Origin of the sequence: Pseudochrobactrum asaccharolyticum (genome assembly GCF_003314995.1) — a bacterium.
Classification (GTDB): Bacteria; Pseudomonadota; Alphaproteobacteria; order Rhizobiales; family Rhizobiaceae; genus Pseudochrobactrum; species Pseudochrobactrum asaccharolyticum.
In genome coordinates this window covers 1-19,768 of the sequence record NZ_QNRH01000018.1, presented here as the reverse complement: position 1 = coordinate 19,768, position 19,768 = coordinate 1, and the positions used below count along the sequence as shown (strand labels likewise).

18 protein-coding genes and 1 tRNA gene are annotated in these 19,768 nt (G+C 48.7%); 6 read left to right on the top strand and 13 right to left on the bottom strand.

Translation table 11 applies throughout. From position 1 onward, the window contains the following. Nucleotides 1-103 precede the first annotated feature (103 nt). Nucleotides 104-180, top strand: a tRNA-Met gene (locus DFR47_RS20980). Nucleotides 181-965: 785 nt separating this feature from the next. On the opposite strand, the gene DFR47_RS20975 is transcribed toward DFR47_RS20980, so the two are convergent. From DFR47_RS20975 to DFR47_RS20955, 5 genes are all read right to left on the bottom strand, one after another. Next, on the bottom strand, nt 966-3,206 hold the full coding sequence (locus DFR47_RS20975) for an AAA family ATPase (RefSeq protein WP_113946466.1): 2,241 nt from the start codon (nt 3,204-3,206) through the stop codon (nt 966-968). 295 nt (nt 3,207-3,501) lie between these two features. Then, nucleotides 3,502-4,446, bottom strand: coding sequence for a replication protein RepA (locus DFR47_RS20970; protein WP_113946465.1), 945 nt, complete (start codon nt 4,444-4,446; stop codon nt 3,502-3,504). 77 nt (nt 4,447-4,523) lie between these two features. Then, nucleotides 4,524-5,531, bottom strand: coding sequence for a hypothetical protein (locus DFR47_RS20965; protein WP_113946464.1), 1,008 nt, complete (start codon nt 5,529-5,531; stop codon nt 4,524-4,526). Between the two features lie 5 nt (nt 5,532-5,536). Then, nucleotides 5,537-7,282 carry a type IV secretory system conjugative DNA transfer family protein gene (locus DFR47_RS20960; RefSeq protein ID WP_113946463.1) on the bottom strand — a complete coding sequence of 582 codons (1,746 nt, stop codon included), beginning with the start codon at nt 7,280-7,282 and terminating at the stop codon, nt 5,537-5,539. A gap of 78 nt (nt 7,283-7,360) precedes the next feature. After that, on the bottom strand, nt 7,361-7,780 hold the full coding sequence (locus DFR47_RS20955) for a hypothetical protein (RefSeq protein WP_113946462.1): 420 nt from the start codon (nt 7,778-7,780) through the stop codon (nt 7,361-7,363). 433 nt (nt 7,781-8,213) lie between these two features. Between DFR47_RS20955 and DFR47_RS20950 the strand changes: the two genes are divergently transcribed. Beyond that, nucleotides 8,214-8,714 (top strand): plasmid mobilization protein, encoded by a 501-nt coding sequence (locus tag DFR47_RS20950; protein ID WP_113946461.1) that lies wholly within the window; start codon nt 8,214-8,216, stop codon nt 8,712-8,714. Nucleotides 8,715-8,723: 9 nt separating this feature from the next. Beyond that, entirely contained in the window at nt 8,724-10,559 is a 1,836-nt protein-coding gene (locus DFR47_RS20945) for a relaxase/mobilization nuclease domain-containing protein (protein ID WP_113946460.1), read from the top strand. A 136-nt stretch (nt 10,560-10,695) separates the two neighbouring features. Here DFR47_RS20945 and DFR47_RS20940 read toward each other — a convergent pair whose 3' ends face one another. The 4 genes from DFR47_RS20940 to DFR47_RS20925 form a co-directional block, all read right to left on the bottom strand. Further along, nucleotides 10,696-11,913 carry a quaternary amine ABC transporter ATP-binding protein gene (locus DFR47_RS20940; protein WP_342633984.1) on the bottom strand — a complete coding sequence of 406 codons (1,218 nt, stop codon included), beginning with the start codon at nt 11,911-11,913 and terminating at the stop codon, nt 10,696-10,698. Nucleotides 11,914-11,918: 5 nt separating this feature from the next. Then, on the bottom strand, nt 11,919-12,779 hold the full coding sequence (locus DFR47_RS20935) for an ABC transporter permease (RefSeq protein ID WP_113946458.1): 861 nt from the start codon (nt 12,777-12,779) through the stop codon (nt 11,919-11,921). Nucleotides 12,780-12,899: 120 nt separating this feature from the next. After that, nucleotides 12,900-13,931, bottom strand: coding sequence for an ABC transporter substrate-binding protein (locus DFR47_RS20930; protein WP_210207362.1), 1,032 nt, complete (start codon nt 13,929-13,931; stop codon nt 12,900-12,902). 381 nt (nt 13,932-14,312) lie between these two features. Next, complete coding sequence (locus DFR47_RS20925) at nt 14,313-15,257, bottom strand: glycosyltransferase family 2 protein (RefSeq protein WP_147245701.1); 945 nt, start codon at nt 15,255-15,257, stop codon at nt 14,313-14,315. Between the two features lie 225 nt (nt 15,258-15,482). Here DFR47_RS20925 and DFR47_RS20920 point away from each other — a divergent pair, with 225 nt between their 5' ends. After that, a complete protein-coding gene (locus DFR47_RS20920) occupies nt 15,483-15,866 on the top strand; it encodes a DUF3768 domain-containing protein (protein ID WP_245416672.1) in 384 nt (127 codons plus the stop codon). Between the two features lie 309 nt (nt 15,867-16,175). Here the strand turns inward: DFR47_RS20920 and DFR47_RS20915 are convergent, their stop codons facing one another. From DFR47_RS20915 to DFR47_RS21660, 4 genes are read right to left on the bottom strand one after another with little or no spacing between them, the layout of a single operon-like run. Next, complete coding sequence (locus tag DFR47_RS20915) at nt 16,176-16,898, bottom strand: C-type lectin-like domain-containing protein (RefSeq protein WP_147245699.1); 723 nt, start codon at nt 16,896-16,898, stop codon at nt 16,176-16,178. Between the two features lie 56 nt (nt 16,899-16,954). Beyond that, the gene (locus tag DFR47_RS20910; RefSeq protein ID WP_113946455.1) at nt 16,955-17,470 is read right to left on the bottom strand and encodes a hypothetical protein; all 516 of its coding nucleotides are present in this window, start codon (nt 17,468-17,470) and stop codon (nt 16,955-16,957) included. Then, a complete protein-coding gene (locus DFR47_RS20905; RefSeq protein WP_113946454.1) occupies nt 17,471-17,734 on the bottom strand; it encodes a hypothetical protein in 264 nt (87 codons plus the stop codon). A 26-nt stretch (nt 17,735-17,760) separates the two neighbouring features. Then, entirely contained in the window at nt 17,761-18,060 is a 300-nt protein-coding gene (locus DFR47_RS21660) for a hypothetical protein (RefSeq protein WP_147245697.1), read from the bottom strand. A gap of 50 nt (nt 18,061-18,110) precedes the next feature. Here DFR47_RS21660 and DFR47_RS20900 point away from each other — a divergent pair, with 50 nt between their 5' ends. Both DFR47_RS20900 and DFR47_RS20895 read left to right on the top strand, forming a co-directional pair. Continuing rightward, the gene (locus DFR47_RS20900) at nt 18,111-18,662 is read left to right on the top strand and encodes a recombinase family protein (protein ID WP_113946467.1); all 552 of its coding nucleotides are present in this window, start codon (nt 18,111-18,113) and stop codon (nt 18,660-18,662) included. Nucleotides 18,663-18,959: 297 nt separating this feature from the next. Continuing rightward, nucleotides 18,960-19,682 (top strand): ArdC family protein, encoded by a 723-nt coding sequence (locus DFR47_RS20895; RefSeq protein WP_113946453.1) that lies wholly within the window; start codon nt 18,960-18,962, stop codon nt 19,680-19,682. The last annotated feature ends 86 nt before the right edge of the window (nt 19,683-19,768 follow it).

The window sequence follows — 19,768 nt, the reverse complement described above, 5'->3', positions numbered from 1 at the left end:
CCCGTTCGGCCTGAAATCGATAATCAATCGATTTCTATACGGTCTCACCTCATCAGGCTACGCCTGACTTCGCTCCCGGGCAGCAAGGCTCGACAATACTTGACGCGGGGTGGAGCAGCCCGGTAGCTCGTCAGGCTCATAACCTGAAGGCCGCAGGTTCAAATCCTGCCCCCGCAACCAAAATAAAGACAGTGAAAACAGTTACTTATAGAAAAGCTCCAATCTTCATGATTGGGGCTTTTTGCGTTCTAGGGGCAGAGTAGGGGCATCAATTATCAACACCAGACAATGCTCCCCAATAGTGCTAGACCCGTTTCATCCTGAAAGACCGACACCAGTGTAAGCTATTATGTCGCAGCCGTAGTGACGGCGAAGCAGACCGGGCTAGTCTATGGCGCCTCTATGGAGATTGGTTTTGTTTTATCGGCTTTGTTGAAGGATCCACCTGAAAAGGGCAAAGAGACGCTCTTACCGTATACACAAGCGGTCAATGCAGTATACCAAACACTAGGCAGCTTCCTTTATTCAAAAGCAAATAATAAAAACGGTTCGTCGGATTAGGGCGGTGCAGGCGAAAAAAGTTGCGGATTGCAGCTTATCCCCAGCTGCATGGTTTTCACTAAATGATTTTATATATGAATATATATGTATAGCAGGACCGTTTATGCGTACTTGAGGGACCGTTTATGCGAAATCGTTGCATGAAGTGCAGTGTGGGCCTTATTTCGGTGGGGGACTGTTAATGCGTGGATAAAGTGGATATTCCACAGGTTTATGCCGCCACCTCATATCTGATATTCGAGCTGTTAAACTTTTTAAAAACGGTCATTTCGTATTTAATACTAGTAGCGACTGAAAAGCACAGGGAAGCGGACACGTGGCTATTTTGGGATTAAAATGGTGCGATTGCGGACATTTATCCCTATGCTCCAGTCTAGGGGAGACCTAATTGGGTGAAGAAAATTTCAGCGAGTGGCTTCAAGCGCGCCGTAATGCACGGGGTCATGGTCCCGCACTGCATCTAGGATCAGCATGACGATCGATTGCGCTTCGCTCATGTCGGAGAGTTTCATGCCGCCAGCACGATTCAACGTGTGGGAATGAAAATGCATGAATTTGCGAGCACGCTCGCATTGGACAGGATCAGTGATGATCCTCGGTAGTGTTAAATCGATTTTGCTGTGCTCAAAGAACTTGAATGCGAGATAACCTTCAATGAAGCGCCGCGCCATATTGCCTAGATTAAAAATGACTTGTGCGTCATTGGTTGGCGCATCTAGATAGTGGGCCAACTGGTGATAAAGAAACATGTACTCGGATCGGTACTTTCTGATCGATTCCGGGCATTCGACAACCTGTGAACTCACAAGGCCATTTCCATCGGTTCGTTCGATCATATACGCGGCGGCAAAACCTTTCGGAGTGCCATTCGCCATCCATTCCCACGTCAGATGGAAAAATTCATAGTTATGCGTTGATATGAAGAGTTGTTTGGCAAGACAGACATGCTTAGGATTTGCTGCACTATCGAATCTATAGAAAGTGTTTTTTATGAATGCGTTGATGTGTAGGAGGTGGTGTGCATCAAGGCTCGAAATGGGGTCATCAATATAGACGATGGTCTGCGATAGATCGTTTCCATTTTCAAGAAGCTTGGTAATAAAGTAGCAGAAGGCAACCGCTGTGCGCTCGCCTTCGCTCAAGTTTCGGGCCGCTAAATGGCCACGCATCAGCAGAAAACGGTCGTCATCTGTGACTTTAACCTGAATATCTGCTTTCCCAAAAAAATTATACAGCGTGTCATTGATCGCTTCGGCACCTTTGACTGCTTTTGACAGTTCTCCCTGTAGGTTGGCGATCTCGGCGTCAAGGGTAATAAGGGCCTGTACAGAGGTGGCTTCTGCTGCTTGCTGTAAATCAATCTGAGCTTCAAGTGCAAATCGGTCGATCCTGCGCATTGCTTCGGCCACGTAATGTTTCTTTAGCGTGGCAATAGCTTCGTTGCGTGCAGAGGTAAACCGACCGGTACGTTCGTTATTCTTATCTATCAACGTCTGAAAACGTCTTGCTGCCTCCGCAAGCGGGGCAGATTGCGGCTCTTTTTCCGGTGCCGGCACAACGTCGAACGGATTATTCCGCTTTTTCTCTAGAGCATCGGTGAGCGCTTGTATGGTACTGTTGAATCTATCTCTTGCAAGTGCCAGCTCTCCCCCTGCCTCCGTGTGCTCTTCATGTAGATCGCTATAAAAGCCTGATCGGGGATAGGCGGCACCGGAAAATTCCATCCGATGACTGGTGAGTCCGTTGATAGCCGTGGTTATCCGCCCCTTGAGATCCTCAAACGCGTCGGAAAAGTGAGCGTTGAGCGTGGAAACTCGTGCTGCGGTCAGCTCTCCTTCACAGAATTCGCATTGCGATCTGCCTTTATGAAGCTGGCGCCCGTGCTCAACCCACGTCGCTATGTCGGGGTGGTCCGCAAGGCGGGAGATTGTCGCAGGTGAGGCAATGAGTTCGCCAAGTAAAGCAATGCCATCCTGCCAGAGTGCGGAGATTGGCCGTGTCGTGATCGAAAGATCGGGCAGTTTGTCCTTTTGCTCAGCGCTTATCTTGGCACGGGCCGCCTGAACCTGATCTGCGGACAAGGCTTCAGGCAAAGTTCCGTTCCATTCGTTCATGATGGGGCGTAGACTTGTCTTGTTGAAGCGTCCAACACCGGGAAGTTCTTTGACGATCAGGCTAGCACAATCGGTTTCAGCTTTGCCGATCCTGTCTTTATGACGTCCGGCCTCGGCAGCGGCTGCTTTACGCTGATCGTCTAGCTGTGCGCGCCGCGCTTCCTTTTCCTTCAGTTCATCGCGACGTGCAATATTCTCTTCACCGAGAAGGAGGATCGGATTAAATCCGTCTTCATCATCCCAGCGAAGATGTGCATTGCGGAAATCCTCATTGAAAACGCGTATGTTGCATGGCGTTTCAAAGTTATGATCAAGCTGTGTGCCATCAGCACGAAGTACGCCAAAGCGCGCGTTGGGATAATCCGGATGAAGTTCGCCATCTTCTAGACAGCGAAACATGCGCGATAATGTTGTCTTTCCCGAGTAATTCCATCCATAGATCAGATTGAAGGGTGCAAACTCTGGTAAAGCACCACCGCTAAAGTTGCCGAAGACACCAAATTCTCTAATGATTGAAATACGTTTAAACATGGCGCCCTCCAGAATGCGTGACGTGCATTTTGCCGACCGCAGCCAGCGAATCCTCTTCCGATAGTTCAACTATATGCACAGCATTCGGCATTGACCAGAACTACAGATTGATCCAATAGGCGAGAAATTCGCTTGCTCATTGTATCTAGCTCTATAGTAGCAGACGATCTCAATTTGATGCTAATCCGTGAACATGAATTCCTTATCTAGTGTTTGCTTCTGGGGAGCGGTAGCTGACCAAGTCACTTCTAATTAAGGGGCGTATCTAGACCTCCCGCAATTCCCTTATGACAAACTATCGGAGAATATGGAGGCGGCTCGGCTTCAGGGTGAGATCGTAAGTATCGGCATCCAGTCGGGCTTCGGGATAGACCAATCGAACCTTCGCCAAGGCTTGTAGGAATTTCTTTTTGAAATCCCGCCGACCTTGAAGAGTTAACGGATAGTCTGCCCCAAATTGCAGTTGTAGCGCTGCCCAAGGAATAGATGTTTTAGTGCGTAGGAACGATAGGCGATAGGAAAGCCAGACATAAACGTCCAGTGCCATAGGTGAACGCTTCAGCGCTTTTAGAGCGCGTAGATCAATCGGGATTGGATTCTCAGTTACTTCTCGGAAGAATTTATCCGAAAGTGTTACGGTACTTTCCCATAAAGCGCTTTGGTCTGGTGTTTGTGGTTTCCACCATAGATTGGCGCTGTCTGCAATGGTGATATTTTCCAAGGAAAGCGCGTAATCGCTTTCCCATGTGCACGAAATAGAACAGGCCATAAGCCGTGCCATTTGCTCTCGTAATCGTGGGATTGACCCCCATCGCCCGCCGGTGGCAGTTAGCCCCAGCTCAGCCATGAAACGACTAAGGCTTGAACCAAGAACGATTTCTCGGCTTTTTTGTTGAACGGCTTGTGTGGTGAGGTAACCGATTAACAGGCGGGGAATGCTGCCATAGGGCAGGCCAATGCGGGCCGGGGCAAGCATGCTCAAGGTGTATGCGCCGTTAGTTCGCGTAAACTCGTTACCCTGAACTTTACTGTGGGGCATGGTTGCTTGCACCATGGCACGTGCCATAAACCCAAGTGTGCCAGCTTCTTTAGCGGCTTCAGCTTCCATGGCAAGGCCGGTCGCATATAGATTATTTATTTGGCGAAAACGACGATTATCGTTGGCGACAATACTATCAAATGGCGAGATTGATAACTCTTCATCCAGCCACTGTTCTTCAGCAATCCATGTTTCGCCCATCACACTCCTTGTTTGTGCTCAAGATAACATAAGGAGACAAAATTGGCCTAGAAATTTTGTTATTACGCTTTTCTTGCCTATTTTCCTATAAACTTACGTAGAGCGTCGAGAATGCCAGTTTTGGGTTGCGTTTGCTTGGCTATAGGTAATTCGGAATGCCCTGTGTCGGGCGATGCAGGCTTGGGAGCTTGGGCCTCATGCAAGGTCACAGGCCGATAGTTTGATGGATCGAACGGCTTGCGTTCTCTTACTGCGTCGACATGGGCATGAGCAAGCTCAATTTCTCGCGCTAGAATAGCCCATTCAAGGAAACTTTCATTGACCCGTTCCCCGGTCTTGCTTTTGCCTTCCAGCTTGACTTGTTCGGGTTCGCCAGTTTCACGATCCCAGCGTGTGACCTCACAGAAGTACTTTCCCGGTGGAAGTTTTGTTTTGGATCGCTCTATCCTGTCCCAAGCTTTTATTGGCCTGTCTGTTTCCACATGGCAGGAGACAAAGAAACAATATTTTTCATCGATGGGGTATTCGTCCTCACGACCTAAATATGGATCAATATCATCTTCGTCATCATCCTGGTCGATATCGTCCGCTTCCAGTGCTTGATAAAACAACATGCGTTTTTGTACATCACCGCACAGACCGGATGTACCTGTTGGGATAGGCGTTTCAAATGGATTGTAGATCGGGGAGGCCATGAAGTCGCAGAATGTCTCGAACATAGCCCGGTTCGAGAATGTCCAGCCATTTAGATCGCCATCAGCAAAGAAGACAAGCCTATTATCGTCAAGACTTATCGACGGCAAGAAACTAAGTCTGTCCTTGGGGTCAAGAAATTGGAGTTCAAAAAAGCTCGCACTGTGATCAATGGTTACGTCGACAGTTGGCGTGATGGTGCGTGATGTTCCCGTGCGGTCATTACGAATGTGAAGGATTTTTGGGGCTTCAAGATAGACGCCGACCTCTCCCGACCTGATTGGTAGTGGTAAGGGTTGACCGTTTAGGTCAAGAAACCATGGTGCTGTGACATTGCGCTCATTTTCGGTGGTCGCCCCGTTAAGGGCACCTTCACGTAGCAAATGTTTCATCAGTCTTACGCGTCCTTTACGCCAAACACGTGATTGTCAGGAATGCCCTTGTCTTTTGTCATTTCTTCAATTGCTTTGCGTACTTCCGCATCCGGGTCGTGCCGCTCACGTTTGGGAATGTCATCATGGACTTTCTCGGGCGGGGTAAAGTTAGCAGTGCGCAGATCGGTGACGACCTGCTGCATGTCGGGTACTTTGTACCAAGGCAGGAGTGCGGCCATGGCAGGATCATAGCCGGACTGAAACACGACTTGCAGCGGGCGACCGACACCGAATTGGCGACGGATTTCATTGGGCGATGCCAAGGGCACGCCTTTAAAATGAAGTGATGAACTGACACTGACATTAACGAGCGGGAAGGCATCAGCATCCATACCTGCATCCCCATAATTACTGTGGGGAATTTCATAGGCGATAGTGCGTTTGCCAAGCTGATCGGATAACTGATCAGCAGTAGAATTGTCGGTGATGCCAAAATAGGATTGCGTGGCGCATTGGGCTAAAATTGTTTCCCAATCTTTTCCGTAAGTGGATTTAAGCTGGTTCAAGCCTTGCGCAAAAAGCCAGAAGCGTACCCCGTAGCCGGTAATTTCTCCCAATGCCTTGACCAGCTCATCCATGCGGCCAAGGGCTGGAAATTCATCAATGAGGCATACCGTTGGGATGGTAGGAGGTGGAGCTGGCACAATCATGCTCTGATAAAACAGTGCAATAATCAGCTTCAAAAAAGCGCTATGGCTGTGCAGCTTATCAAAAGGCAGGATGACATAGACTGTGACGGGAAACTCACCGCGCATGGAGGCAAAATCGATATGATTGTCCGAAACTGTTTCGGACATCGCCGGTTCATCCCATATGCCTGTATTGGCATTGACCTGTGCGAGAATGCCGGAGCGCATGCGTTCTTCATGACCGATAAAGCGATTGAAGGCTGAGCGAACAGAAGCCTGCTTTGTTGTCTGTGCCCCGCTGGCTAAAATCTTCTGCAATTCCACATCAGTTTTTCCCATCAGGCTGCGGAACTGGCCTAAGGTCGGATTGGCAGAGGTTTCAATGATGTGCAGTAACATACCTGTTAAAAGGTTTGCTGCTTCCTGATGCCAGAACCGATTGTCGCCTTGGGGAACTTCACCAAGCAGGGCATTTGCCAACCGCCGTGCGGCTGATGCGTCGGTAACAAATGCTAAGGGGTTGAACTTTGAGTAGGCAGCTTCCGCGTCCCATCCTTCCGTCACTCGAAACGGGTCGATACGAAACACCCGAGAAAATCTCCTGCGCCATGCATGCGTCATGACGTAGTTTTCGCCTTTGGGATCGATGATCAGCATCGAACCGGCATAAGTGACAAGGTTTGGCACAATTTGTGCGGCACCCTTGCCAGAGCGGGTTGCTGCAATTGTTAGAATATGCCCGGGGGCAGGCGATACGACTGGTACAAGCTCACGCTTTTCTTCGTCGGGTACATAACCCATGACGAGAAAATCGCACTCGCGGTCTTGATCGACTACTTGCGCGGCTATGGCCTTGGTTTCATCAAGGCTCATCCAGCGCGCATCGCCCTCAAGGGGTGGTGGTGAAGCAATCAGTGCTCTACGCTCTGCTTCAGCTTGCGCATAGCGCCTGCCTTGTGGCGTCCATGGCGGTGACGTGCCCGCCTGATTTTGCCACCCTCGGTTGAGATGTTTTCTGACCGATTTGCTAAATGGATAAAGAAACTTTGTTAGCCAATCACGCGGATCCCCACCGCTCATTGCCTCCCCCTTCGCCGTCAAGACGTCTCCCTTTCATGAGCCTACTCATGAAAGGCTTAAGGGGTCAATGGGTACAAGTTAGCGATGGTGGTGTTTGGCGCGCTCACGTTCCAGTTCACGCTCCAATTCGCGTTGGCGTTTGAGGTGCTTTTTTGCCAATTCAAGATATTTGTCTGGAATGTGATGTTGTGGCCGTTGCGCAATGGCAGCAAGTGTTTTGAAACTCATGGCATCGGCTTCAAAGCCATGACCGGAAAGCAGTACGTAAAAGCCTGCCAGCAATTCGGCCGCTTCACTCTCGCACAGAGTGACACCACCGGAGCGGACAAAAAATGACCATGCGCCGATACGATCTTCTAAACCATCAACGGGGCTGATCCACATTGTCAGTCGTGACGCCAGCGCAAAATGTGCGCGGTACGGCATGTTGACGAACACCCGTTCCCCGAAGGTTGGATCATTTTTATAGCTAAGTGACGCCCAATGCTCCCCCGCCAAGACCAAGCTCCTGTTCACCGTTGCAGTCCAAGAAGGTCAATGGGCTTGGTGTTATCGGACTGCATTCGGTTATGGTTGCTCCCATCGACCTTCTTGGTCTTATGGGTGGTGATAGTATGAGAAAACTGACACGCGGTTGCCATCTTAGTAGATGGCGGAAAAGCCTAAGAAAACATCTGTCATCAGGTAGTTTACTTATCTCACAATATTGTACAGGATAGGTTATTGTTACACACGGTTTTGGCGAACACCATAAGCTGATAGGATAGGGGTATCGGCAGTGTTCATTGGGGGAGCGAGGAAGTGCTCCTGTACAGAAAATAGATTTCTGTACAACGTCGCAAGACAACCATTCGACCCGCTAACGCTTACGTCTCAAGGTGTCTGATTCTTCCTCGCCCTGCTCAAACGCCGCAGGGAGGGGCTTTGCACGATGCCAGCACAGGGACACCGTAAACCCGTTCATTCTCGCCGCGACAAGCAGATGACCTTTTGGGTCACAGCTGCCGAGCGCGACCGCATCCGCGAGAATGCGGAGCGGGCGGGTGTGTCCCCTTCGGCCTTCGTGCGTGGCCTCGCTTTGGGCAAGCCGATGACCGCCAAGCCGCAAGGCGAGGCCAAGGAGCTGCTGCGCCAGTTGAACCGGATCGGCAACAACCTGCAACAACTCCAGCGTCACGCGCATATGATCGGCCCATCGGTTTTCGAATGCCTCACCCATGTTTATGCCCGCGTTGACGCAGCGCTCGCACAATGGGCAACAGGTGCCGTTTCCATTGTGCTTGCGCCCGAACTGATTACACGTCTGGCACATGCCGGAGCCGTCGTTAATCAGCTCGCCCATCAGGCCAACAGCCGCAAGCCGGTCACAGAATCTGACCTGCTTTGTGCGCTGCATGACCTGACGGAAAAGCTTCTGCCGGTAATGCGATGAGGGGATGCCATGATCGGGAACCCCTATAAGGGGCGTAGCTTCAAGGGTCTTATTCGCTATCTGCACCATGGCAGGGCAAACGACCCAAAGCCGCACCGTGTCATCTGGTCTGAAGGTCGCAATATTGCGACGACTAATGATAAGGTGCTTCCCGCCATCATGATCGCTACGGCAGAGCTTTCAAGCGGTGTGAAAAAGCCCGTCTATCATCTACCCATCAGCTGGCCACCTGAAGAAAGACTACCTAAGAAAGTTCAGCTTCAGGTTGCGGATCAGTTGCTGGCCGATCTCGGTTTAAGCGAGCATCAAACCTTGATCGTGGCACACGATGATGGCGACTGTCCTCATATTCACATTGTCGTTAATACGGTGCATCCTGACACAGGGCGCGTCTGGAATGCATGGCGTGATGTGTTTCGGATCATGGAAAGTTTGGAGCGACAGGAAAAGGAATTGGGCTTAAGGATCGTGGATCGACCCGACCTTGAAGCCCACCGCTCCGGCCAGAAAAACCATGACCGTGGACAAGGCCCGACGCGCGATGAACGCAAGCGTGCGGAGCGCATGAACGACATACCACTTGTCAAATGGTCGGAAGCTGAAATGCGGGAACGTCGCAATCTCATCACGGCTCATTTTAAGGCTGCCAACAGTTGGTCAGACCTTGAAGCTCGCTTGCAGCGACACGGCCTGAAACTGGTTGAGGCAGGACAGGGATTCCGTATCACGGACAGCACTCATTTTATGCAGCTGTCGAAAGTCGGCAAACACGCCCGCGAAGACAAGCTTGCAGAGCGGTTTGGGGAGAGTTGGGAAGATTATCAGATCCTGCGTGAAGACCCCGAACATAGTCGCCAGCTTGAACCGCCGCTTTGGGAGGGCGACAGCGATGAGGATTATGCCAATGCTATGCTAGCCGAAGCTGAAGCTTTAGAACAGCAAACGCGAAATAAGGAGAATATCGAACGTCTGAAGGCGGCCGTTCTGGCTTGCAATGATTGCGACTGGTATCGCGATAAGGAGCGTGAAGCCTTTGAACTGGGGGCTAAGCGCATTCAGCTCAAAAGGGCGCTTCGTTCTCATGAGTTTATCGGCGGGCGTATTGTTAATGATTACAATAAAGCAATGGGTGACCTCAAAACCTATTGTGAGGAAATCTATCAAGACCCCAAAGCCGCTATGGCGTCTATCCGCAAGCAGCTGGATGCAGGGAAGAGTATGGAGGAAATCAACCTTGCCAGTGCAGGCAAGCTGCGGGGCTGGAAATTCTTCGGTTGGGCCAGCAAGGCGCGCAATGAGGCACATCAGGCAATTGCGCGCGGTGGGGTTCAGCGTGCACATGAACGGTTACGGCGTTTGCTCAACCAGCAGGAAGGCTCTGACTATGAGCGGATGAAGCTGAATGCGCAGTTGGGGGATTTAGAACTACGTCATGCCGAACTGATGAAATTCTTAGGCGATGACAAAAAACGTAAAAGTGTTCGCCGTGAACTTTATCATAACCGGTTTCATGCGCTTTTGATGATTGAGGAGCATGAAATACTTCACTCATCACTGGATGATGAGCAAAAAGAGCGGTTAATTGTGGCTAAGTCAATTAAGCCAAACTATCAGCGCGATTATGATGCCGGAAGACTATCACCGGATGATATATGGCAGTCTTCATTGCCTGAAGAGATTAAGCAGCGTTTGGCGCATCACTTAGTTGAGCGTATTGAACGCAGACGCGAGGCTGAGCGTGAAGATATTGTAATTGATAGTGGTGATTGGGAACGTGCCAATCGGAGAGACCGCGATGCAATGGCCCGTTCAATGGGGAAATGGGAACGCGGGCGTGGGCGTTAGATCTAATTTCGATTGTGTTTAGCTAGAGAAGTATTAGAGATTGCCGGGATAAAATAATAAATCAGTCACTGAAACAAAAGTTTTAATGACTGATTAAAATTGTCATTCGCTCCTTGAAGATGCCGTTTGTTAAATCTTAGGGTGCTTTTTTAGCGTTATTTTGATCCGTCGGATCAGAATTGTCGTTTTTTTCCGGTATCAGAGCTTGTCCTAGTTGTTCTTGTGTTACGAAGCCTGCAATCTTGTCGTCGTCCATTACGACCAATGGTAGGTCATTGCCCATTGCCATCGGCAGCGCATCGGATAGTGGACTGCCGATTTCAATCTTGGGCAGTTCTTGCGCTAAATCAGATAGAGTCTGCGTTTTGCTGCTGTTTTTGATTGCTTCGCTCAGCATATCTTCGGTCAAAACACCACGGAAGACGTTGTTATGATATACATAGCCATAAGCTTCTCCGGTTTTACGCATTTCTTCCAATGCGCGGTCAAGATTGTCATGGGTAATACGCAATGCCGGAGCACGAGATAATGTGTCGATATTCAAGACTTTCGCTCTGTTGACGTCACGTACGAAATCGCTGACATATTCATCAGCTGGATTTAGCAGGATATCATTTGGCGTGCCGGTTTGAACGAGAATACCGTCTTTTAAAATCGCTATTCGGTCGCCAAGGCGCAAAGCCTCATCAAGATCATGCGTGATAAAGACGATTGTTTTATTCAGCTCGGCCTGTAATTCTACAAGCTGATCCTGCATCTGGCTACGGATCAGCGGATCAAGCGCCGAGAATGCTTCATCCATCAGCAAGACATCCGGATTATTGCATAGTGCCCGTGCCAAACCGACCCGCTGTTGCATGCCGCCGGAAAGCTGATCAGGATATTGATGTTCAAAACCCTCAAGGCCAACCCGTTGCAGCCATTCTTTGGCTAGCGCCTCTCGCTCTGCTTTTTTTATGCCCTGAACTTCCAAGCCATAGGCTGCATTTTGCAAGATCGTGCGATGGGGCATCAACCCAAAACGTTGAAAAACCATGCCAAGCTTTTTACGACGAAACTCAATCAGCTGGTGTTTATTAAGTTCTAATATATCCTCGTCGTCATAAGTGATCATGCCGTCTGTTGGATCAATAAGACGGTTGAAATGACGGATCAAAGTTGATTTACCAGAGCCCGAAAGCCCCATAATGACGAAGATTTCTCCTTGTTTAATAGACAAGGAAACATCGTAAAGACCAACTGTGTGGCCGGTTGTTTCTAAAATTTCATCTTTTGTCATGCCCTTTTTAAGCATGGGCAGAATGGATTTTTCATCCGGACCAAATACTTTGGTAACATTCTTCAGTTCAATCATCCCCATCATCCTCCCTTATGTGGGCGACGTGCTTGCAGGCGACGGCCAAAACCCTGAGTAATGCGGTCAAGCACGATAGCCATGATGACGATTGCTAGCCCGCCCAACAGGCCACGGCCAGCATCATTACGCTGTAAGCCTAACAAGACAGTTTCGCCCACGCCTCGCGCACCGATCATTGAAGCGATGACCACCATTGCCAGTGCCATCATCATAGTCTGATTGATACCCGCCATGATTGACGGCAGTGCAAGCGGGATTTGAACTCCGCGTAAAATTTGTATTTTTGTCGCGCCAAATGAGCGTGCGGCTTCAACAACCTCAGAATTTACATGACGAATGCCTAAATCCGTGAGACGGATCAATGGGGGCGCTGCATAAATCACTGTGGCTAAGACTGCCGGAACTTTACCTAAGCCGAATAACATGGCGGCAGGGATGAGATAAACAAAGCTTGGAATGGTTTGCATCAAGTCCAGTATAGGGCTTAAAATAGCACGGAAACGTGAGGAGTTTGCGCAAATAATACCAAGCGGCAATCCAAGAATGATAGAAATCAATAATGAGACCAGCATAATAGCTAATGTCTGCATTGCCGGTTCCCATAGGCCAAAACAGCCAATCAACCATGTGAGAAAAGTGAGCAGGATTGAAAGCCAGATATTCCGAGTACTAAGCAAAGAAGCACATAGGACAACAGCCAGTATAATAATAGGCGGGCTTGAGCGTAAAACGCCTTCAATAAACAGCAATGGTTTGAGAATAGAATTTGTAATGGCTTCGAATGCATCGCCATAATTTATGACAAGATATTCTACAAATTCATTGGTGTTACGAGCGATTGGTTTTCCAAAATCAAAAAACATATTGGGATCTACTCCGCAGATTATAGGCCATCACAAAGATTTTAAATCGGTGTAATGGCCCTCGATATGCGCTACTGATGACCTGTTTAGGTCATTGAGTAGCGCAAGCTCATAGTCTGATTACAGAGCAGCATCTATGCGCGATGCGATATCTTCGGAGACCCAGCCGTGCCATTGCGTTTTCTCATTTTTAAGAAAATGAAGTGCAGCTTCTTCGGCAGTACCGTCATTGTCTTGCATCCATGCAAGCAATTCTGATACTTGTTGCCCGGTTGTTTCATAGGCTTTTAGAAATTCAGTAATTTTTGGTGCGTCTTTTACAATCTCAGGCTTAGCGCTGATTGTAACCTCAATCACTGGAAAGGCTGTAGCTTCAGTAACAGCCTCTGGCTTGCTCTCTTTTTGAAGTGCATCCCAGATTTTTTGATCAAAAGGTGGCTCTTCGAGCATCGTTACTTGATCGCCAACTTTACCTAAGAACCATGTCGGTCCCCAATAATAAAACAGGATTGGACGTTTACGTAATAGTGCTGCTTCAGCTGCTCCAACGAGTGCTGAGCCCGAACCCGCACGGAAATTGACAAAATCTTCGTTAAGCTTGTAAGCGTGCAGCTTCTTAGTGGAAACTTCCTCAGCGCTCCAACCCGCCACGCCATTATAAAACCGGCCTTTACCGGGTTCTTCCGGGTCTGCAAAAAGGTTTTTATATTTAGTCAGATCAAAGACTGACTTTAAATCGGGTGCAGGAGCATCATCACCGGTGATCAAATAGTTGGGCACGAACCAGCCTTGAACGGCATCGGCGTAGTTCACGCCAAGATCAATAACAGTCCCCGCTTCTATTGCTGGATCATAAACTTCCCGCACATTCTCCCGCCAGATTTCCATGGTAATATCAATATCACCACGAATTTGACCGTTTAACAGTGGGATTGTGGTGCCGGGAATAATATCAGTTTTGCAATTATAGCCTTTTTCCAAAATGAAGCGTGCAATCTCCGTATGAATGGCATTGGAATCCCAGTCCAGTCCGGCAAAAATAATGGGTCTGTCTATTTCACAGGCTTCATCTGCCTGTGCATTGGAAGAAGTCATAAAAGAGGTCGTCGCGCATAATGCTGCGAGCGTGCCCACTTTAATAAAGTTACGCATATATTATCTCCGTTTGCCCCGCTGTTAACGAAGCTCAAGAGCCGGCCCGAGAACCGACACTCATTGAGTGATGACCAGTAGACGGAATGCTATTGGCCGAGCGAATGTCTGCTGATGAGATCCGCAGACTAAAAACAGAATGCCCGCAATGGAGAAACGAGCTTTCAATCAGTCATTATTTTTGAAATCTATTGACTGAGCCTTTAAACCTAGCGACTGATGGCTGCTATGTCAAAATTCCTTCAACTTTATGTTTTTTAATGATGTTTATTTATTTAAGTTACCGACGTAAATCGTTGACGATAACGATAGGAAAGGTGATTTAATATTTAAGAATATTTTATTAAAAATTATGAAAAGTATATTAAATTTACTTCGTCCTTAATTACCTAATTCTTCATCGACGAGTGTCGCTATTTCGCAAAATGTTTTAATCCAACCAGTTTCCAGATAATCGGCGATTATGCTTTGGAATTTCACCACACTGGGATTGTGAATATAATCACGCCATTGCCGAATATCGGTGGCAAGTTCCATGGCAGATCGTGTGTTTAGAATACCGGTATCATTATCGCGATGCAGGCGTACACGGCGGCAGATATCGGGTAGGGCTGTGATAATGACACAGCTATTCATAAAGCGCACATTGAAAGGCAATGCATTGCCATTGTGATAATGGCTGCCATCATAGATGGGCACCCGCTGAAGAACCTTGCGCGTGAATAAGGCTGCCAATGGATGTCCATATGAGGGAAACAGGGCTTGGCCTGCCAAGACATCGCCTACAAACTTGCCGTTAATGATACGAGGGAATTGCTCGACCGTCATACCTCGTTCGGTAATCGTTTCTGTTCCACCGAATACCGCATCTAAATGACCATGCTCCATGAGCTTCATGCACTGATCAAGGTGCAAGGGTAGAGGATCATCATCATCTTGAAAATAAACGTATGGATTAGAACCCATACCCAGCCCGATTTGGCGTAGAATATCAGGACTGCCAGCTGGAGCATTGGTGGCTGATATTCGAGGCAAAACCATAGTTTCGCGTGCCTTATCCAGCCAACGCAGCAATGCATGTACATTGTTCTCGTGGTCATCATCAAAAATGACGATAAAATGATGGTGCATCCAGCGTTGTGGGTTAAGTGCGGCTTCTTGTAAAATGCGCCGGTAATAATGAAAGCCCCGCCGTGATGGGGTGATTACGTCGATCAGATCAGTGCGAATAGGTATCGTCATTGCAGGCCTTTGCCGGTGGCCCACGACAACGCAACTTGGGGTCAACGTGGTGCCACGGGTCTTTTCCGATGCAACTTCCGACATTGCTTTATGACCATCGCAACAAATGCGCTGCTGACAGGTGTATGGCTCATACCTCCCGTGTTGTGGCCTTGCGGTTGACGCTTTGATGGCGCACCGCGCTGATGCGGCAATCGGCTGTCCGCTCCCTTCGTTTCACTCCCGTGTTGCCGTTGCCTCTTCAGCTGTTTCGGTACGCCCAAGGTCTCCGCGTCCGCAAGGATGAAACACAACAAAGGAGATCTAAAAATGAACCTATTACCAGAAACAGACGCAAATAACGTTGCCCTGATTGTTGCAAAGCAAAACGACAAGTTTCGCGCACGTCTGCAAATGCCTGTCTTTGATACTGAAGGCATCCGGGGCTTGCATGTTGTCACCAGAGGCTTTGCCAGCCTTCCACCAGTCGCACAGATTGAGATATGCGCGCTAATCCGTGCCCAAAGTGATTTTACGCCCGATAACGATCCTTACGGCGAACGTGATTTCGGCTGTATCAAGCACGCTGTTGGCACCATATTCTGGAAAATCGACTACTATGCCAATGAAGCATGCGACTTTGGTTCCGATACTCCGCATGATCTGGCGCACTGCTATCGCGTGATGACCGTCATGTTGGCGCATGAGCGATGACGGTATATGTTGCAACCACATACGGCCAACCTTTCGGCTGGCCGTATTTACACGCATAGCAAGCAATCTGCCCACTACAGCCTCACTTTGTCATGAGGCCAAGTTATCGCTCAAGAAAATAATGCAATTCTGCGTGTCAGTCTAATCTTTGCAGTGCCTGTCATAAGAGTGCGATACCCTTCGGGGTTTGCACTTTCCTTACCGTTTCCCAGTGCGAAACTTGCTTTCGTCGCAGACGTAATTGCGATGCATATCATGAGCGATAAGCCGAAGCCGCCCTTATGCAAAAGGGCGGCTTCGGTTATTTATTCAGCAGCCACTTCCTAAAGAAGCCATAGTATTAATCGAACCGCGTATTCTTCGTAAGGTGCATGAGTTTTCTTTCATTTTATGACATGCAAATTTTTCTTTATCTTTTTCAGTTCGACCCGGAATGATGGAATTGTCATCACAGACATAGCTCTGTGTGTTTACCCATTCTTCGAATTTGTTTTCATCAGAACAATAAGGTGGTCGAAAGCTGGTGCAGCTAATATCCATCAGGCGTGGCCATAAGGAGCCTGCTTCACCAAAATCAACGACTGCGCGATAACAAGACTGCATTCTTGTGTGCCAACGCAAATCGGAAATATCATCTCTGCTTTTTTTCTGGTCATCGGTAAAATTTGTGACGAGTTTGGCATAGTTCAGATTATAGTGTTCAACATATTCATCCATGATACGCTCGGTTTCGTAGCGTGAATATTCATTAAGATATGCGTTATATTTACCGCCGGGATTTATGAAACTCCACTCAAAGCCATCACGGTTGTTATTCATATAAAGCGTTACTTCTGCTGTATATCCCTCGCTGATTTTACTAATCACACAGGTCTTTTGATAGGAAAGAGCGCGGCCAATTTTTTGTACGATACTCTTGTGCTTCTCTGGCATTCCTCCGGGCGGAGTGGGTTCAAGTGTTTGTGCATTTGCATGAGAAATAAGCGCCATGCTCATGGTTAAAGATAAAAGGAATGATTTCAGTTTTAGCATTTTGTATTCCCCCGATGATTGTTAAATGCTGATAATGGAAGGTACGGTCTGTGTGCTTAATCCAGCGCATAACCGATGAAACTTGCAGTTCTTGCCGCTTCATCGCGCAGGCATTGGGCTTCTAGCGCCATGCCGGTCTGTCCGAATTGTTGCGTGTCCCGAAACACTGCGCATTTGATCTTGGCAAAGTGCCTGCTTTCATTGGTAAGCTTGGCGATATTTGCAGATAGGCTGGTAGTGTTATTCTCTTTCCAGCTTTTTACGGCGCGATCACTTAAAGTGTTCCATGCGCTGGCTTCATCCAGCAGACACTGGCTTTGTTCAGATATTTGAGGAAGCGGTGCTGTGTTCTCGGCTTTTGCTGCACATGGATCGGAATAGCGCCCGATGCAAGTTCGTGTTTCGTCCGAACTGGTTTTGCCTTTGAGGCAAGCCGTCAAGGCCGCGACTGCCTGCTTTGGTGAGGCTGAAGCATCAAGGGGCAGGCTGGATAAGGCGATCAAGGTGATCCCGAAGCCAATGAGTGGATATTTTCGTAATCGCTTTGTCACAGCTTGCCCCTCATAGCCCATCTATTTGCCAAACATTGAAACGGCGACAAACAGACCAACAAGCCACATAACGGGCGATCCGAATATGGCTATCAGCAAAAGGCCAAGACCACCTTCTTTGCGCTGCATTTGCATGAGTGCAATGAGCATCGCGATCAAAATGAAAATGCCACCGATGAAGGTGGTAACGATGGGGAGTGGTGTGAAGAAAAATGCCCAACCGATCAGGAGTAATATCCAGCCTGACTTGCTTTTTGACGGCTGTAATGCCTGCGCCTGTTCCATTTCCCTGTTCCTTTCAAGACTGCCCGCTACAAGTGTTTGGGCAAAGTGATGGCGGTGACGTAGCTCAAAGGCCACGTCAGGATCGTGAACTGGCAGAGTGTGGGAATGTGTTGCTTGAACGGCACGCAGGTTTTACGAATTGCTGCATCTATGGAAAGTAATGCTGCAATAAAGAAATGATGCGTTGTAGCATAGGTATGAAAACGTTGGTTTTTGTCAAAGAAGAATTTGCCGCATTCGCAGCATTCAATGACTGGCAAACCGGGCGCTTTAAAGGCATGGCTAAAATAAAACTTGCAGCGGGCAAAAACGAAGGTTTCTGTCAATGCTGAAAACGCATTTGAGCCTCTAAATCATAATAATGAAAGCTCTTTCAATGCGAATTGGCTATGCACGTGTGTCTACACTTGAACAAAATCTTAAATTGCAACTGGCTGCGCTTAAAAATGCAGGCTGTGAACGTATCTTTGAAGATCTTGGCGTTTCTGGCAAGATCAATGAGCGTAAAGGGCTTGCAGCAGCCATGAAGAGCATGAAGCCCGGTGATACGCTTGTTGTTTGGCGGCTTGACCGCTTGGGGCGTTCTCTTGGTCATCTCATTGATCTCATCAATCGGCTGGCTGGTAAGGGCGCACATTTCCAGTCACTAAATGAGGCGATTGACACCAGTTCTTCTGGTGGGCGTCTTGTCTTCCACATGATGGGGGCGCTTGCAGAATTTGAGCGCTATCTCATCAGCGAACGCACCCGCGCTGGATTGCAAGCTGCCAAGGAAGCCGGAAAGGTACTTGGCAGGCCGCCACTGCTGACAACCGAGCAGGTTGAACAGACCCGAAAGATACTTGCCCGTGGTGATAAGTCACTTGATGATATTGCCAAGCACTATGGTGTGCATAGCAGGACATTGACCCGTGCGCTTCAGCGTTGATGATCAGATTGATTTTTGAAGGCGTTTGATCTGGTTGTCTTTGGCCATGCCCGTCCTTTAGCTGTAGCTATGTGGTCGTTGTTCTCAAGGTGGCATTCCTAGCGAACAGTCTCCTGAAACCGCAAGGCGGCGGCAGAATTTTTCTCCCCGCCTTCGGCTCCTCGCGCCCATATTCATTCCAGAAAAATCCTTAAGCCTCTGCCTCCCACCATTGGTTCGCCCAAGGGTGCGGTCGGATCCTGTCCGCTTTTTACGTCAGCCATCGAACAACGCACAGCTAAGAAAGGAGTGCTTAAGATGGCAAAGGCAACACAGAAACTCGATGTTTATTCAGAAATCACAAACCAGATCATCACAGCAATTGAGCAGGGGGCAGATAAGTTCCAGATGCCATGGCACCAGAGTGGTGCGGCAACCATGTCACCAATCAACATTGACACAGGCAATGAGTATCGCGGGATCAATATCATATCTCTGTGGGCAGCGTCACAGGTGCGCGAATACTCAACCGGCATTTGGGGCACCTATCGCCAATGGCAGAATGCGGGTTGCCAAGTTCGCAAGGGTGAGAAATCCGCAGTCGTTATTTTCTACAAGGAATTTGAATGTGACGACGAAGACAACACCAGTGATGGTGAACCTCGTAAGCGCTTGATGGCCCGTGCATCCCGCGTCTTTAACGCCGCACAGGTTGATGGCTATCAGCCGGAAACAATCGAGCCAGTTTCCAACCCAGTCACGTCCATTGAAGCCGCCGACCATTTTATCAAAGCGACCAGAGCTAATATCTGTCATGGCGGAGAACGTGCCTATTACCAGCCATCTACTGACCTGATCCAGATGCCTCCGCGCGAATGCTTCTACGGTTCTGATACCAGCACAGCAACTGAAAGCTATTACAGCACATTGTTGCACGAGCTAACGCATTGGAGTGGCCACAAGAGCCGCTGCGACCGCTTCACGTCAGGCGTATTCAAGAAGGATGATTATGCCCGCGAGGAACTCGTTGCTTTATCTTGACAGTCTGCACCGACTCTCAGTCTCCTGCTGACGTCGATGCAACAGGACTGACGGAGGCGCTATCCAGGCCGGCCGCAGCGCTCCCA